Consider the following 15,003-nt stretch of genomic DNA (forward strand, 5'->3'; position numbering starts at 1 on the left):
TCACCATGAACGTTCTAATCAGGGCCGCCTTACCGGTACTGCTGGCGAGCAGTCTGTTGTCCGGTTGCGCCACTCACAGCGACGGTAGCGCACCTCTCAATCAACGCACCTGGCCAATCTGTAGCCTGATCGGCGGCTTGGTTGGCGGCGGGTTGGGGGCCATTGAAAGCAGTGGCTGGGCCGCTGGCGGCGCCGCACTGGGGCTGCTGGGCGGTGGCTTGATCTGCTATGCCCAGGATGGTGATGAAGACGACGACGGGGTGTTCGACCGCCGCGACCGTTGTCCCGATACGCCGGCCAATACCCCTGTCGAACATCACGGTTGCCCTGTGCCGCAATACCCGGCCAGCGCCCCACCCGTGGAGCCTGAAGCACCGGCTAGCGAGGTCATCACCCTCAACGACGCCGGCAAGGTACTGTTCGATTTCGACAAGTCCGATCTCACCGCAGAAGCTCGAAGCCAGCTCGATGGGCTGATGGGCAAGCTCAGCCATGCCAATGTCGCCAGCATCCGGGTCGTGGGTCACACCGACAGTGTCGGCAGTGATGCCTATAACCAGGGGCTGTCTGAACGTCGGGCCAGCAGCGTCGTGGAGTATTTGCTGACCCAGGGGCTGGCCCCGGACAAACTCACTAGCGAAGGCAAAGGCGAAAGCGAGCCGGTGGCCGACAATGAGACCGACGAAGGGCGGGCGCAGAACCGTCGGGTTGAACTGCATATCCAGCGTTGAGGCTCGGGCCAGGGCTGCCGGGTCGTCAGTAAGGCGATCCGGGGGCCGGGGCTCAGGTTAGATTAAATTTGCCTGGCCCTCTGGCTTATCCTGCGCGCAAGCCGTTACTGTGCGCGCAAAGAATAATTCCCGATCAGGGGGGCGTATGAAGGTGTTTTGGGGGCTGGGGCGCTTGCTGACCCTGCTGTTCTGGCTGGTGGTACTGGTCAATCTGGTCGTGCCGTTCGTCCATCCGCTGCATCTGCTGGTCAATGTCGCCGGCGCGTTTTTGCTGGTGCTCCATCTGCTGGAACTGCTGTTGTTCAGGGCCAGTTTCCGTGGCCGCCCCGCGCCTGGCCGTGATCGCCTCAGAGTGCTGCTGTTCGGCATCTTCCACCTGAAAACCCTCCCGACCGCGCCAGAGGCTTCCCATGCGTAAATTGTGTCTGCTTGCCGCACTCGTATGCCCGTGGGCTTCAGCCCAGGTGCTCCAGGTCGAAGGCCATTCGTTGATGCGCCTGCCCAACACCACCAGCACGCTGACCCTGGAACGCCTGGACGTGGCCGATTACGGCACGCTGCTGGTGCCTTCCAATGTCACGGAACTGACCATCGACCAATTGCACCTGGGGCGCGAGGCGCGGATCGCCATCGTGCCGGCGCAGCAGGTATTGGCCATGAAAGTGGCCCAGGCTGAGCTGGCCGAGGGCAGTCAGATCACGTCACGCGGCGCACCGGGTACCTACACCAAGGCGGCGCGGCCGGGGCGTGATCTCAACCTGCAGTTCAAGGCGTTGAATGCGCCGCTGTTGTCGGTGGATGCCCGCGGTGGTGCCGGTGCGCCGGGTTTCGTCGGCCTTGACGGTGCCAATGGCCAGGCGCCGGGCTGCACCTGGGGTTCGGCCGGTCGCGGGGCCGACGGCAGCAATGGCAGCGATGGCCAGCCGGGCGCGGCCGGTGCGCTGGTACGCCTTGAACTGCCCAACGCCTATCCTGCCGAGCAGATCAAAGTGCTGGTGGATGGCGGAGCCGGTGGCGCGGCGGGTCCTGGCGGCAAGCCTGGGGCGGGGGGCAAGGCCAAGGGCTGCCTGGTCTATACCGCCGACGGCGGCAAAAACGGCCGTCCTGGCGCCGATGGCCAGCCAGGGCCTGCTGGAGCGGCGGGGGTGGTGACGGTGCAGCGGTTCTGAACGTATGACGAACCTAATGTGGGAGCGGGCTTGCTCGCGAAGAGGGCGTGTCAGGTTAATCAGCATTGACTGACCCACCGCCTTCGCGAGCAAGCCCGCTCCCACAGGTTCTGTGTGATGCCGCCGATTTTTTCAGAACATCGGTCGCGCCGCGCCAATCGCCACCACCAGCAACCCGATCAACAGGTTGATCCCTACCAGCCTGCGAATCTTCCCCAGCACCGCCGCACCCGCCGGCCAGTCCTGCGCCGTCACGGCGTTACGCAATGTCGGCAGTTGCAGGGCCTGGATGCGGATAAACAGCGCCGTCATCACCACATACAACCCCATCATCACTTGCACATACCGCGGCGCGGTTTCGAAACCGGCGAAGCGCATATGGATCAGGCCTACACCGCTGATCGGTAAAAGCACCACCGCGACCCAGACCCAGACAAAAAAACGCTGAAACACTTCTACCCACAACTTGAGCCGGGCAGGGCCCTCAAGCGCCGTCATTGCGGCGGGGCGCAGGATCATCCAGGCGAAGAACATGCCGCCGACCCAGACCAGGGCCGCCAGTAAATGCAGGGTGTAGACGAGGGCAAAGGGTGTCATTGGGTTACTCCGTTCTGCGCAGGATTCATTAGCGGGGTATGATAGCCGCCGATCCGAACCACTGAAAATTTATCCAGCGTTTTTTGCGCCCGACCATTCATGATCAGCACCGAACTCAAAACCACGATCCAGGGCGCCTATTCGCGTTTTCTCGAAGCCAAGAGCCTCAAGCCGCGATATGGCCAGCGCCTGATGATTGCCGAAGTGGCAAAAGTCCTGGGTGACATCGACACCGACGACGAAGGCCGGCGCAGTGGCGAGCCCGCCATCGTGGCGGTGGAGGCCGGCACCGGTACCGGCAAGACCGTGGCCTACAGCCTGGCGGCGATTCCCACTGCCAAAGCCGCTGGCAAACGCCTGGTGATCGCCACGGCCACCGTCGCCCTGCAGGAGCAGATCGTCTACAAGGACCTGCCCGACCTGATGCGCAACAGCGGGCTGAACTTCACGTTCGCGCTGGCCAAGGGCCGTGGGCGCTACATGTGCCTGTCCAAGCTCGACATGTTGCTCCAGGAAGGCCACGCGCAGACTGCCACGGCCCAGTTGTTCGAAGAAGAAGGCTTCAAGATCGAAGTCGATGAGGCCAGTCAGAAGCTGTTCACCAGCATGATCGAGAAGCTGGCCGGCAATAAATGGGACGGCGACCGCGACAGCTGGTCCACGGCCCTGGAAGACGCCGACTGGTCCCGCCTGACGACCGACCATAGCCAGTGCACCAACCGCCATTGCCCGAACTTCGGCCAGTGTGCCTTCTACAAGGCCCGCGAAGGCATGGGCAAGGTCGACGTCATCGTCACCAACCACGACATGGTCCTGGCTGACCTGGCCCTGGGCGGCGGTGCGGTGCTGCCGGACCCGCGCGACACGATCTACGTGTTCGACGAAGGCCATCACCTGCCGGACAAGGCCATCGGGCATTTCGCCCATTACACCCGGCTGCGTTCCACCGCCGACTGGCTGGAAACCACCGCCAAGAACCTCACCAAACTGTTGGCCCAGCATCCATTGCCAGGTGACCTGGGCAAGTTCATCGAGCAAGTGCCGGAGCTGGCGCGGGAAATCAAGACGAACCAGCAGTTCATGTTCACCGCTTGCGAGCAAGTGGCCGACTTCAAGCCCGGCGAAGACGTCGAGGGCCGCGAGCGGCCACGCCACCGGTTTGTCGGCGGGGTGATCCCCGAGCACATGCGCGAAATGGGCATCGAGCTCAAGAAAGGTTTCGCGCGCCTGACCGACCTGTTCACGCGCCTGACCGACCTGCTCAAGGAAGGCATGGATGGCGAGGTCAACATCGGTATCGCCAGCAACCAGGCCGAAGAGTGGTACCCGCTGTTCGGTAGCCTGTTGTCCCGCTCACAAGGCAATTGGGAACTGTGGACCGCCTTCACCGCCGAAGACCCGGAAGACAACCCGCCAATGGCGCGGTGGCTGACCCTGGCCGAAAGCGGTTCGCTGTTCGATATCGAGGTCAATGCCAGCCCGATCCTGGCGGCGGAAATGCTGCGTCGCAACCTGTGGAACGTGGCCTATGGCGCGCTGGTAACCTCCGCCACGCTGACCGCCCTGGGCACGTTCGACCGTTTCCGCATGCGCGCCGGCCTGCCGAAGAAATCCGTGACCGCCGTGGTCCCGAGCCCCTTCCATCACGCCGATGCTGGCGTGCTGCGGGTGCCGGACCTCAAGGCCGACCCGCGGGATGCCGCCGCCCACACGGCGGCGATCATCCGCGACCTGCCAGAACTGGTGGAAGGCTCACGGGGCACCCTGGTGCTGTTTTCCTCGCGTAAACAGATGCAGGACGTGTTCGACGGCCTCGACCGTGACTGGCGCAAGCAGGTGTTCATCCAGGGCAACCTGTCGAAGCAGGAAACCCTGAACAAACACAAGGCGCGGGTCGATGGTGGGGATTCCAGCGTGCTGTTCGGCCTGGCGAGTTTTGCCGAAGGCGTGGACTTGCCGGGTGCCTATTGCGAGCACGTGGTGATCGCCAAGATTCCATTCTCGGTCCCCGATGACCCGGTGGAAGCCGCGCTGGCCGAGTGGATCGAAGCCCGAGGCGGCAACCCGTTCATGGAAATCTCCGTACCGGACGCTTCGCTGAAGCTGGTCCAGGCGTGTGGCCGCTTGCTGCGCACCGAAGAAGACCGCGGCACCATCACCTTGCTCGACCGGCGGCTGGTGACCCAGCGCTACGGCAAGGCGATCCTCAACGCGCTGCCGCCGTTTCGGCGAGAGATTTCCTGAGGCTGCTGCAACTTCACGGTGAGGCAAATGTATTTGTGGGAGCAAGGCTTGCCCGCGATGAAGGTACCTCGGTCTCAGAAAGACCTCACAGACCTCATCGCGGGCAAGCCTTGCTCCCACAGGTTCTTCTTGCCACGGGGGCATGCTTAGCCAGCCGTCTTGCGGCGGTTCCCAAAAGCCTGAATGGCTGAAACAATGCCAGCCACCTTAAAAGTGTTTGTTTCAAGGGAGTTACGGGTGCAGATTCAAGGCCATTATGAACTTCAGTTCGAGGCGGTGCGTGAAGCGTTCGCGGCACTGTTCGATAATCCCCAGGAGCGCGGCTCGGCGTTGTGCATCCAGGTGGGTGGTCGCACGGTGATCGATCTGTGGGCCGGTACTGCCGACAAGGATGGCCATGAAGCCTGGCACAGCGACACCATCGCCAACCTGTTTTCCTGCACCAAGACCTTCACCGCCGTCACCGCCCTGCAACTGGTGGCCGAAGGCAAGTTGCAGCTGGATGCCCCGGTAGCCCGCTATTGGCCCGAGTTTGCCGCCGCCGGCAAGCAATCCATCACCTTGCGCCAATTGCTCTGCCATCAGGCCGGGCTCCCGGCATTGCATGATTTATTGCCGCCCGAAGCGCTTTATGACTGGCAAGCCATGGTCGATGCCCTGGCCGCCGAAGCCCCTTGGTGGTCGCCGGGCGAGGGCCACGGTTATGCCGCGATCACCTATGGCTGGCTGATCGGCGAGCTGCTGCGCAGGGCCGATGGGCGTGGCCCGGGGGAGTCCATCGTGGCCCGTATTGCCAAGCCGTTGGGCCTGGATTTTCACGTTGGCCTGGCTGACGAGGAGTTTCATCGCGTGGCCCATATCGCCCGTGGCAAAGGCAACGTCGGCGATGCCGCAGCCCAACACCTGCTGCAGGTGACGATGCGCGAACCCACGGCCATGACCACCCGGGCCTTTACCAATCCGCCGTCGATCATGACCAGTACCAACAAGCCGGAATGGCGGCGCATGCAGCAACCGGCGGCCAACGGCCACGGTAACGCCCGCAGTCTGGCCGGGTTCTATGCGGGGCTGCTGGACGGCAGCCTGCTGGAAGGTGAAATGCTCGACGAACTGACTCGCCAGCACAGCTTCGGCGAGGACAAGACGTTGTTGACCCAGACCCGTTTCGGCCTGGGTTGCATGCTCGACCAGCCGGATGTGCCGAATGCGACCTACGGCCTCGGCCCACGGACGTTCGGTCATCCGGGGGCCGGGGGCTCCATGGGGTTTGCTGACCCGGAACATGATGTGGCTTTTGGCTTCGTGACCAACACGCTCGGGCCTTACGTATTAATGGACCCGCGCGCGCAGAACCTTGCGAGGGTACTTGCCACTTGTCTATAAAGCGCCATTGAAGGCGGCGGGCACCGGAACCTCGTGTCCTTTTCAGTTTCCAAGCGTCTGTTTATGCGGCCAAAACATGGCCTTTGTTTTTCCATTTACATCATTTTGTGGATATCCAATGTCATCGAATAAAACCCTCGCTCTGGCGCTGTGCTTCGCTATCACCGGTTGCGCACAAACCCCACAAAATGATGCCGAGGGCGGCGGTAGCTGGTGGTCGTTCGGCTCTTCCGACAAGGTAGTGGCCAAGGAAACGGCGCCAGCGGCGCCTCTGAAACCGGCCGTCGGCGCCCCGCAAGCCAAGGCCGAGAGCGCCACGAACTGGTGGTGGCCGTTCTCTTCCGATGACGCTGCCGACGTCGCGAAGAAAGAAACCGTCAAGCCTCAAGACAAGCCCGAAGCCAAGGCACCGGCCGTTGCCAAGGCCGAAGCCGAAAGCAACGGCAAGTGGTGGTGGCCGTTTGGCGGCAAGGATCAGGAAACCGCCAAGGCGGTGCCGATGCCCGATCCGAAAGTCACCCAGGCCTGGCTCGACGACTACGAGCCGAAGCTGCGCACCGCCATCCAGGACAGCAAGCTCCAACTCGAGCGCCGCGACAACGTGCTGGTGGTCACCGCGCCGGTGGACGGCTCCTTCAACCCGGACCGCCCGGCCATGCTGCTGCCGGTGACCCTCGGCCCGTTCACCCGTGTGGCGAAGATCCTTGAAGCCGACCCGAAGACCGCCGTGCTGATCCTCGGCCACGCCGACACCTCGGGCGCCGCACCCGCGAACCTGAAACTCAGCCAGGAGCGTGCCCAGTCCGTGGCGGCGATTTTCCGTCTCAGCGGCCTGCAACGTGATCGCCTGATGCTGCGCGGCATGGGCGCAGTGGCACCACGTGCGGCCAACGACAGTGTGGAAGGTCGTGCTTTGAACCGTCGTGTGGAACTGCTGGTCACGCCGGCCAACACCATGGTTGCGCTGCTGAGCAAATACAACATGCCGGCACCTGCGCCAGTGACGCTGGTGGCGGCCCAGGACGTGAAACCCGCAGCCCCGGCTCCAGCGCCTGCGGCTAAAAAAGCCGTGACCCCGACCAGCAAAAAAGCACCGGCCAAAAAAGCCGTGGCCAAGGCGCCTGCCAAGAAAGCCCCCGCCAAGGCCACTACTGCGGCGAAGAAAACCCAACCGGCCAAAGCCGCCACGGATACCAAGAAAGTCGCGGCCGCCGATACCCCCAAGCAGTGATGGGCTAACCACAAGGAATGCGCCATGACCCAACCGCTGGCTGATATGCGCCGCGATTACACCCGCGATGGCTTGACCGAGGCACAAGCCCCGGCCGAGCCGTTTGCACTGTTCCACCACTGGTTCGCCGACGCGGTGAAAACCGAGCAGGCGCCTGTGGAGGCCAACGCCATGACCCTGGCGACGGTGGATGCAGAAGGGCGCCCGCACTGCCGGATCCTGCTGCTCAAGGGGCTGGATGCCCTGGGCTTCACGTTCTTCACCAACTACGACAGCGCCAAGGGCCAGCAACTGGCCGCGAACCCATTCGCGGCCATGACGTTTTTCTGGCCAGCCCTGGAGCGCCAGGTGCGGATCGAGGGCAAAGTGGTGAAGGTCACGGCGCAGGAGTCGGACGCCTATTACCAGGTTCGCCCGCTGGGTAGCCGTCTCGGCGCCTGGGCCTCACCCCAGAGCCGAGTGATTTCGGGGCGCGCAGAGCTGGACGACTTGCTCAAGGCCACCGAACAACGCTTCAGCGACAGCCAACCGCACTGCCCGGAGCATTGGGGCGGTTATCGTTTGCTGCCCGAGCGCATCGAGTTCTGGCAGGGCCGTCCGAGCCGCCTGCACGATCGCCTCAACTACCGCCTGCAAGGGGCGAACTGGACGCGCGAGCGTCTGGCGCCTTAACTTCGGGGTAACCTGCCGCAGCGGTTTTAAGCCATTGCGGCAAGTCCCGGCGCTTGACCCCTTGCTCCCGGGCGCGGGCCAATTGTTGCAGCATGTAGGTCTTTTTCTGCTCATCCTGCCCCGCCAGGGACAGCGCCAGGTCGCGGTCCATCCAGCGTTTGATTCGTACGTACAGCCACCAGTGGAAGTACAAACCGGCCACGGTGACCGCGACGATGATGAAATAATCCATGAAAAATCCCCGGGTTGATGACGCAGGTTTCGGAAATTGGCGCTACTGTTTGGTGAATTTTTCGGGTGCGCCTGTATCCCACCTGAATGAAAACAATTTTATCCCGGCGAGGCCGTGACAGGCGTCAAGCTGCGGAGTTTAATGAATCCCTGTCTTTTGGAGTTTGATGCTATGCGTAAGTCTGTTTTGCTGGTTGCTTCCTTTTCCACGATGGCGATGTTGCTCACTGGCTGTCAGTCGAGCCTGACCGGTGACTCCTACTCCCGTGACGAAGCGCGTCGCGTGCAGACGATTCGCATGGGGACCATCGAATCCTTGCGTCCGGTCAAGATCGAAGGCACCAAGACCCCGATCGGCGGTGCGGCCGGTGCGGTGGTCGGTGGTGTCGGCGGCAGCGCTATCGGTGGTGGCCGTGGCAGCATCGTCGCCGCTGTGATCGGCGCGGTGGCCGGTGGCCTGATCGGTTCTGCTACTGAAGAAGGTCTGACCCGTACCCAGGGTGTGGAAATCACCGTTCGTGAAGATGACGGTAGCATGCGTGCCTATGTGCAGCAGGTTCAGGAGAACGAGGTATTCCGTGTGGGTGAGCGGGTTCGTATTTCCACTGTGGATGGTACGAGTCGCGTATCGCACTAAGCTTGGTTAGGTAAGAGAAAAAACGGCGCTTATTCCGGGAATGGAAAGCGCCGTTTTCTTTTGGGGTTGGATTGGATTGGATTGGATTGGATTGGGTACATATCCGTTGCTGCGGTAACGGCCACTTAGGGTTCCGCCCTGACGGCGGCTCACTTTTGAAAAGCCCGGAAGCCGGCCCAGTCAAAAGTAAGCAAAACGCTCTTGCCCCACCACTCGGTGCCGAGCCTGAGCGAGGCACCGAGTGGTGGGGCAAAGCGCTTTTGGTTACTTTTGGCGCTCTTCCAAAAGTGACCCGCTGTAAGAGCGGAACCGCCAGCAGCCGTTACCGAAAAAATGGATATACACCCCCCTCCTGATCTATCCGGCAGCCAGGAATCAGCTTGGCAATGCAGGCTGCTTGCGACTGGCCGCCGCCGTCACCGCATAACCGAGCAACGCCGCCAGGATCGAACCAGTGAGAATCCCCATCCGGTCCATGCCCGCGTAGTCACTCACACCCGGCTCGAACGCGAGGGAGCCGACGAACAGGCTCATGGTGAACCCGATACCGCACAAGATCGCCACACCCAATACCTGGCCCCAGTTGGCGCCAAGGGGCAGGCTGGCGATGCCGATCTTCACGGCCAGCCAGGTCAGGCCGAAGACGCCGACGGTCTTGCCCAGCAGCAGGCCAATGGCGATGCCCATCGGCACGTCATGGGTGAAACTCTCGACAGTGATGCCACTCAGGGACAGGCCGGCATTGGCGAAGGCGAACAGCGGCAGGATGCCATAGGCCACCCAGGGATGCAGGGCATGCTCCAGGGTCAGCAGCGGCGAAGTCTCGGCGTTTTTCGTGCGCAGCGGGATGCAGAACGCCAGGGTCACGCCGGCCAGCGTGGCATGGACACCGCTCTTGAGTACGCAGACCCAGAGGATCAGGCCAATGACCATATAGGGCCCGAGCTTGACCACGCCCATCCGGTTCATCGCCACCAGCGCAGCGATGCAGGCGGCTGCCAGCATAAGCGACAAGGTCGACAGGGCGCCGGAGTAAAAGATCGCGATGATGATAATGGCGCCCAGGTCGTCGATGATCGCCAGGGTCATCAGGAACAGCTTGAGCGACACCGGCACCCGTTTGCCGAGCAAGGCCAGCACGCCGAGGGCGAATGCAATGTCGGTGGCCGTCGGAATCGCCCAGCCAGCGAGGGCGGCCGGATTGTCGCGGTTGAGGAACCAGTAGATCAGGGCCGGCACCACCATGCCGCCGATCGCTGCCGCGCCCGGCAAGACGATTTGCGAGGGTTTCGACAGTTGCCCATCGAGGACCTCACGCTTGACCTCGAGGCCGATGAGCAGGAAGAACATCGCCATCAGGCCGTCGTTGATCCACAGCAACAAGGGTTTGGCGATCTTCAACGCGCCGACCTGGGCGACCACCGGCGTGTCCAGCAGGCCGTTGTACAGCCAGGAAAGAGGCGAGTTATTGATGGCCAGGGCCAACACGGCGGCGGCGATCAGCAGCAGGCCGCTGGCAGCCTCCAGTTGGAAAAAACGTGTCAGAGAATTGCGTAGAGCCACGATCGCTCTCCATTCATTGAATCAAAAAGATGGCACACCCTAACCCGTACTGTTAGTTGTTAAAACAAAAGTTATATTCTTTTTTGTTATATGTCGTTACAACGCCAGCGCCACGCAGTCGGGCAGTTATGGGCCATATTGGACCTTAGCTGTACCTGTGCGTGATGTAGGTTTTTTCCTAAGCTTGCGACTGGTTTTTCCGAGACCAAGTTGCGCCTGCATGACCACCAGGTTTCCCAGCGTCGAATCGAGCCAGTGAGAAAACACCATGAACGACCACCGTCAGTGGGCGCGCGAAGCGATCCGCATCATCGAGGCTGACTTCCAGCGCAGCGCCGATACCCACCTGATTCCGCTGCCGCTGCCTGGCCTGCCGGGCATCGAACTGTATTTCAAGGATGAATCCAGCCATCCCACCGGCAGCCTCAAGCATCGGCTGGCGCGTTCGCTGTTTCTCTATGCGTTGTGTAATGGCTGGCTCAAGCCCGGTGCGCCGGTGATCGAGGCCTCCAGCGGCTCGACAGCGATTTCCGAGGCCTACTTCGCCAGGTTGCTGGGCCTGCCGTTCATTGCGGTGATGCCGGCGACCACCTCCCGGGAGAAAATCGCACAGATCGCTTTCTATGGCGGCCAGAGCCACCTGGTGGACGATCCTACGCAGATCTACGCCGAATCCGAGCGCCTGGCCCGCGAGCATGACGGGCATTTCATCGACCAATTCACCTACGCCGAGCGCGCCACGGACTGGCGGGCTAATAACAACATTGCCGAATCGATCTTCCAGCAGATGCGTTTCGAGCAGCATCCAGAGCCCACTTGGCTGATTTCCAGTCCCGGCACCGGCGGCACCACCGCCACCCTGGGGCGCTATGTGCGTTATCGCCAGCACGGCACCCGCGTGCTGTGTGCCGACGCCGAGCGTTCAGTGTTCTTCGACTACTACCGCAGCGGCGATGCCAGCCTGCGCCTGGATTGCGGTTCTCGCATCGAGGGGATCGGCCGGCCCCGGGTCGAAGCGTCGTTCTTGCCGAAAGTCATCGATGCGATGGTCAAGGTCCCGGACGCCTTGTCGCTGGCGGCCATGCATTACCTGGCCCAGCGCTTGGGACGACGGGTTGGCGGGTCCAGCGGCACCAACCTGATCGGCGCCCTCATGGCGGCCCGGCAGATGGTGGATGCGGGTGAGTCGGGGTCGATCGTGGCGATTTTGTGCGACGGTGGCGAGCGCTACGCCACGACCTATTACGACCCGGCGTGGCTCAAGGCCCAGGGGTATGAGTTGAGCGGATTGATGGACGTCGTGGCGGCCAGTGTGGAGCGGGGCGAGGCGCTGCCGGAGAGTGTGTTGCGGGCCAATATCTAAATCTTGAAAACCCTGAGATCCCTTGTGGGAGCGAGCTTGCTCGCGATAGCGGTGGATCAGTCGACATCGGTGTTCAATGCCAGGCCGCCATCGCGAGCAAGCTCGCTCCCACAGGGTCATGCTGTCTACTTAGGCTGAGTCATTGGCCCTTCAGGCCTCGAGGCCGAGGATATCCCGAGCCACCGCCTCGGCAATCCGGATTCCGTCCACGCCCGCCGACAGGATTCCGCCGGCATAACCGGCACCTTCACCGGCCGGGAACAGGCCCTTGACGTTCAGGCTCTGCAGCGATTCGTTGCGGGTAATGCGCAGGGGCGATGAGGTGCGGGTTTCGATGCCGGTCAGCACGGCGTCGTGCAGCGAGTAACCGCGAATCTGTTTCTCGAACGCCGGCAGGGCTTCGCGGATGGCTTCGATGGCGAAGTCCGGCAGGGCCAAGGCCAGGTCGCCCAGCGACACCCCTGGCTTGTAGGAAGGTTCCACGCTGCCCAGTGCCGTAGATGGCTTGCCGGCGATGAAATCACCCACCAGTTGCGCCGGGGCCTCGTAGTTACTGCCACCGAGTATGTACGCGTGGGATTCCAGGCGCTCTTGCAGCTCGATCCCGGCCAGCGGGCCGCCCGGATAATCCACTTCCGGGGTAATGCCGACGACAATGCCGGAGTTGGCGTTGCGCTCGTTGCGCGAATACTGGCTCATGCCGTTGGTCACGACACGGTTCGGCTCGGACGTCGCGGCCACCACGGTGCCGCCCGGGCACATGCAGAAGCTGTACACCGAACGACCATTCTTGGCGTGGTGCACCAGTTTGTAGTCGGCAGCGCCGAGTTTCGGGTGGCCGGCGTACTTGCCCAGGCGTGCGCTGTCGATCAGCGATTGCGGGTGTTCGATACGGAAACCCACCGAGAACGGCTTGGCTTCCATGTACACGCCGCGGCTGTGGAGCATGCGGAAGGTGTCCCGGGCGCTGTGGCCCAGGGCCAGGATCACATGTTTCGAATGAATCCGTTCGCCGCTGGCCAGTTCGACGCCGACCAGTTGGCCGTCCTCGATCAGCACATCGGTGACCCGCTGCTGGAAGCGCACTTCGCCACCCAGGGCGCGAATCTGCTCACGCATGGTTTCCACCACACCGGTCAGACGGAACGTGCCAATGTGCGGCTTGCTGACGTAGAGGATTTCTTCCGGCGCCCCGGCCTTGACGAATTCGTGCAAAACCTTGCGGCCAAGGAATTTCGGATCCTTGATCTGGCTGTAGAGCTTGCCGTCGGAAAACGTCCCGGCGCCGCCTTCACCAAATTGCACGTTGGATTCGGGGTTGAGCACGCTTTTGCGCCACAGGCCCCAGGTGTCCTTGGTGCGCTGGCGCACTTCCGGGCCACGCTCGAGGATGATCGGCTTGAAGCCCATCTGCGCCAGCAACAGGGCGGCGAAGATCCCGCACGGGCCGAAGCCGACCACGATTGGCCGCTCGCTCAGGTCAGCCGGTGCCTGGCCCACCACTTTGTAGCTGACATCCGGCGCCTCGTTGACGTTACGGTCATCGGCGAACTTGCGCAGCAGGCTGGCTTCGTCGCGCACCGTCAGGTCGATGGTGTAGATGAAGCACAGTTCGGAGGATTTCTTGCGCGCATCGTAGCTGCGCTTGAACAAGGTGAAGTCGAGCAGGTCATCGCTGGCGATGCCCAGGCGCTGCACGATGGCAGGGCGCAGGTCTTCTTCGGGGTGGTCGATCGGCAGCTTGAGTTCGGTGATTCGTAACATGGTGGGATCCGGTTCGCGGGATGCACAACTGCACCAGGGCGTGAACCGGCGATTATAAGCCAAAAGCTGTGAATCAGTCGTTGCGCGCACCACCGAAGTAGGCGCAGCCGCGCTGGACCTGACCGTTGACCCGCAGTTCGGCGCTCATGTGTTGCACGCTGCCGGTGACGCTGTCGACGCAGCGCTGGCCGGCCACCCACAGTTCGACCTTCTGGCCGTTGGCTTCGGTGCTGAGGTTGAAGCGGCCGTCGCCCAGTTGTTCTTCAAGGAAGGGCACCGCCAGCGTCGGCTGGCCTTCACGCTCAAGCACCATGCCCTTGCCGCTGGCCTTGAGGTTCCACTCCGGGCCATGACCGGCGGCACGCAAGACCAGCAGTTTGAAGTTGCCGTCATCGCAAGCGCTGCCCGAGCGTTCCAGGCGGTACAACTGCTCCAGGTCCAACTGGCTGTCGGTGCCGGCCGCTGCGCTGGAGACGATACGACCGCGCACATCGGCAAATAGCTTGCCTTGGTCATCGGCCAGGCTGGCGGCCTGTTGCAGCACGCTGGTGCCACCGCTGTCGTTGACGATGTAGCGGCGCTGTTCCTGGCACGGCTGGAACACCAGTTTGCCATCGGCCGCCGTGAGCTCGCCCTGCATGCGCGTCTGGCCGGCGTGGGAGGCACTCTGACGAGGGGCGTCGAGCAATTGGCAGCCGCTGAAGAGCGGCAGGAGGGCGACAAATAGCAGGGAGCGGGCGGCACGCATCATTGGGTCTCCAGACAAGTGCCGCCACGTTACTCAGACTGATCCTGCATCACAAGGGGTGTTAGCCCACGTGAAAGGTCTGACCGGTTTGCAGGCCTTCGACACTCTTGGCGTAGGCCAATGCGACATCGATGGCCGGGACTGGTTTGTAGCCGCGAAAGTACGGGGCGTACTTGTCCATGGCTTCCAGCAACACGTTCGGGCTCACCGAGTTGACCCGCAAGCCCCGTGGCAACTCGATTGCCGCGGCGCGCACGAAACTGTCCAGGGCACCGTTGACCAGGGCCGCCGACGCACCGCTCTTGATCGGATCGTGGCTGAGTACGCCGGTGGTGAAGGTGAAGGACGCGCCGTCGTTGGCGAATTCACGACCGATCAGCAGCAGGTTGACTTGGCCCATCAGCTTGTCTTTCAAACCCAGGGCAAAGCTGTCTTCGCTCATGTCGGCCAGGGGCGCAAAGGTGACATTGCCGGCGGCGCAAACCAGGGCATCAAAACGGCCGGTCTTTGCGAACAGGGCGCGAATCGAGGCGCTGTCGCTGATATCCACCTGCAATTCACCGCTGTGGCGGCCGATCCGCACGATTTCGTGGCGGGGCGACAGTTCGTTATCAACGGCTGAACCGATGGTGCCGTTGGCGCCGATCAACAGGATTTTCATGAGCTGTTC

Annotated in this window: 15 protein-coding genes; 9 read left to right on the forward strand and 6 right to left on the reverse strand. The window is 62.5% G+C overall.

Going from position 1 to position 15,003, the window contains the following annotated elements; genetic code table 11:
- Nucleotides 1–5: 5 nt before the first annotated feature.
- From HU749_RS07380 to HU749_RS07390, 3 genes are all read left to right on the forward strand, one after another.
- Nucleotides 6–731 (forward strand): PA1041 family peptidoglycan-binding anchor lipoprotein, encoded by a 726-nt coding sequence (locus HU749_RS07380; RefSeq protein WP_003198431.1) that lies wholly within the window; start codon nucleotides 6–8, stop codon nucleotides 729–731.
- A 145-nt stretch (nucleotides 732–876) separates the two neighbouring features.
- Nucleotides 877–1,149 (forward strand): DUF1145 domain-containing protein, encoded by a 273-nt coding sequence (locus tag HU749_RS07385; protein WP_079303660.1) that lies wholly within the window; start codon nucleotides 877–879, stop codon nucleotides 1,147–1,149.
- On the forward strand, nucleotides 1,142–1,900 hold the full coding sequence (locus HU749_RS07390) for a hypothetical protein (protein ID WP_095962788.1): 759 nt from the start codon (nucleotides 1,142–1,144) through the stop codon (nucleotides 1,898–1,900). The genes HU749_RS07385 and HU749_RS07390 overlap by 8 nt, the downstream gene beginning before the upstream one ends.
- Before the next feature lie 132 nt (nucleotides 1,901–2,032).
- Here HU749_RS07390 and HU749_RS07395 read toward each other — a convergent pair whose 3' ends face one another.
- Nucleotides 2,033–2,497, reverse strand: coding sequence for a CopD family protein (locus tag HU749_RS07395; RefSeq protein WP_014336875.1), 465 nt, complete (start codon nucleotides 2,495–2,497; stop codon nucleotides 2,033–2,035).
- A 99-nt stretch (nucleotides 2,498–2,596) separates the two neighbouring features.
- Here HU749_RS07395 and dinG point away from each other — a divergent pair, with 99 nt between their 5' ends.
- From dinG to pdxH, 4 genes are all read left to right on the forward strand, one after another.
- On the forward strand, nucleotides 2,597–4,741 hold the full coding sequence (dinG, locus tag HU749_RS07400; protein ID WP_186651650.1) for an ATP-dependent DNA helicase DinG: 2,145 nt from the start codon (nucleotides 2,597–2,599) through the stop codon (nucleotides 4,739–4,741).
- 237 nt (nucleotides 4,742–4,978) lie between these two features.
- Nucleotides 4,979–6,124: a serine hydrolase domain-containing protein gene (locus tag HU749_RS07405; protein ID WP_186651648.1), complete on the forward strand. Its 1,146-nt coding sequence runs from the start codon at nucleotides 4,979–4,981 to the stop codon at nucleotides 6,122–6,124.
- Nucleotides 6,125–6,242: 118 nt separating this feature from the next.
- Entirely contained in the window at nucleotides 6,243–7,355 is a 1,113-nt protein-coding gene (locus HU749_RS07410) for an OmpA family protein (RefSeq protein ID WP_186651646.1), read from the forward strand.
- A 24-nt stretch (nucleotides 7,356–7,379) separates the two neighbouring features.
- Entirely contained in the window at nucleotides 7,380–8,027 is a 648-nt protein-coding gene (gene pdxH / locus HU749_RS07415) for a pyridoxamine 5'-phosphate oxidase (RefSeq protein ID WP_046065441.1), read from the forward strand.
- Here pdxH and HU749_RS07420 read toward each other — a convergent pair.
- A complete protein-coding gene (locus HU749_RS07420; RefSeq protein WP_046065440.1) occupies nucleotides 7,975–8,259 on the reverse strand; it encodes a hypothetical protein in 285 nt (94 codons plus the stop codon). The two genes, pdxH and HU749_RS07420, sit on opposite strands and share 53 nt — an antisense overlap.
- Nucleotides 8,260–8,430: 171 nt before the next feature.
- Here HU749_RS07420 and HU749_RS07425 point away from each other — a divergent pair, with 171 nt between their 5' ends.
- A complete protein-coding gene (locus HU749_RS07425) occupies nucleotides 8,431–8,895 on the forward strand; it encodes an outer membrane lipoprotein (RefSeq protein WP_003184697.1) in 465 nt (154 codons plus the stop codon).
- Nucleotides 8,896–9,270: 375 nt separating this feature from the next.
- Here HU749_RS07425 and nhaA read toward each other — a convergent pair whose 3' ends face one another.
- On the reverse strand, nucleotides 9,271–10,458 hold the full coding sequence (gene nhaA / locus HU749_RS07430; RefSeq protein ID WP_079303669.1) for a Na+/H+ antiporter NhaA: 1,188 nt from the start codon (nucleotides 10,456–10,458) through the stop codon (nucleotides 9,271–9,273).
- A gap of 268 nt (nucleotides 10,459–10,726) precedes the next feature.
- On the opposite strand from nhaA, the gene HU749_RS07435 reads away from it, so the two are divergent.
- Nucleotides 10,727–11,821, forward strand: coding sequence for a PLP-dependent cysteine synthase family protein (locus HU749_RS07435; protein ID WP_014336880.1), 1,095 nt, complete (start codon nucleotides 10,727–10,729; stop codon nucleotides 11,819–11,821).
- A gap of 150 nt (nucleotides 11,822–11,971) precedes the next feature.
- On the opposite strand, the gene HU749_RS07440 is transcribed toward HU749_RS07435, so the two are convergent.
- The 3 genes from HU749_RS07440 to HU749_RS07450 all read right to left on the reverse strand — a co-directional run bounded on the left by HU749_RS07440 (nucleotide 11,972) and on the right by HU749_RS07450 (nucleotide 14,994).
- Nucleotides 11,972–13,585 carry an NAD(P)/FAD-dependent oxidoreductase gene (locus HU749_RS07440; protein WP_046065438.1) on the reverse strand — a complete coding sequence of 538 codons (1,614 nt, stop codon included), beginning with the start codon at nucleotides 13,583–13,585 and terminating at the stop codon, nucleotides 11,972–11,974.
- Nucleotides 13,586–13,658: 73 nt separating this feature from the next.
- Nucleotides 13,659–14,333 (reverse strand): COG3650 family protein, encoded by a 675-nt coding sequence (locus HU749_RS07445; RefSeq protein WP_186651936.1) that lies wholly within the window; start codon nucleotides 14,331–14,333, stop codon nucleotides 13,659–13,661.
- Between the two features lie 61 nt (nucleotides 14,334–14,394).
- Nucleotides 14,395–14,994, reverse strand: coding sequence for a short chain dehydrogenase (locus HU749_RS07450; protein ID WP_186651934.1), 600 nt, complete (start codon nucleotides 14,992–14,994; stop codon nucleotides 14,395–14,397).
- Between the last annotated feature and the right edge of the window lie 9 nt (nucleotides 14,995–15,003).

The organism is Pseudomonas ogarae, from assembly GCF_014268695.2.
Classification (GTDB): domain Bacteria; phylum Pseudomonadota; class Gammaproteobacteria; order Pseudomonadales; family Pseudomonadaceae; genus Aquipseudomonas; species Aquipseudomonas kilonensis.

Excerpts from the sequence above, each read along its gene's own strand:
- HU749_RS07380 (WP_003198431.1), top strand. The coding sequence starts at position 6 with ATGAACGTTCTAATCAGGGCCGCCTTACCGGTACTGCTGGCGAGCAGT.
- HU749_RS07385 (WP_079303660.1), top strand. The coding sequence starts at position 877 with ATGAAGGTGTTTTGGGGGCTGGGGCGCTTGCTGACCCTGCTGTTCTGG.
- HU749_RS07390 (WP_095962788.1), top strand. The coding sequence starts at position 1,142 with ATGCGTAAATTGTGTCTGCTTGCCGCACTCGTATGCCCGTGGGCTTCA.
- HU749_RS07395 (WP_014336875.1), bottom strand. The coding sequence starts at position 2,497 with ATGACACCCTTTGCCCTCGTCTACACCCTGCATTTACTGGCGGCCCTG.
- dinG (WP_186651650.1), top strand. The coding sequence starts at position 2,597 with ATGATCAGCACCGAACTCAAAACCACGATCCAGGGCGCCTATTCGCGT.
- HU749_RS07410 (WP_186651646.1), top strand. The coding sequence starts at position 6,243 with ATGTCATCGAATAAAACCCTCGCTCTGGCGCTGTGCTTCGCTATCACC.
- pdxH (WP_046065441.1), top strand. The coding sequence starts at position 7,380 with ATGACCCAACCGCTGGCTGATATGCGCCGCGATTACACCCGCGATGGC.
- HU749_RS07420 (WP_046065440.1), bottom strand. The coding sequence starts at position 8,259 with ATGGATTATTTCATCATCGTCGCGGTCACCGTGGCCGGTTTGTACTTC.
- HU749_RS07425 (WP_003184697.1), top strand. The coding sequence starts at position 8,431 with ATGCGTAAGTCTGTTTTGCTGGTTGCTTCCTTTTCCACGATGGCGATG.
- HU749_RS07435 (WP_014336880.1), top strand. The coding sequence starts at position 10,727 with ATGAACGACCACCGTCAGTGGGCGCGCGAAGCGATCCGCATCATCGAG.
- HU749_RS07440 (WP_046065438.1), bottom strand. The coding sequence starts at position 13,585 with ATGTTACGAATCACCGAACTCAAGCTGCCGATCGACCACCCCGAAGAA.
- HU749_RS07445 (WP_186651936.1), bottom strand. The coding sequence starts at position 14,333 with ATGCGTGCCGCCCGCTCCCTGCTATTTGTCGCCCTCCTGCCGCTCTTC.
- HU749_RS07450 (WP_186651934.1), bottom strand. The coding sequence starts at position 14,994 with ATGAAAATCCTGTTGATCGGCGCCAACGGCACCATCGGTTCAGCCGTT.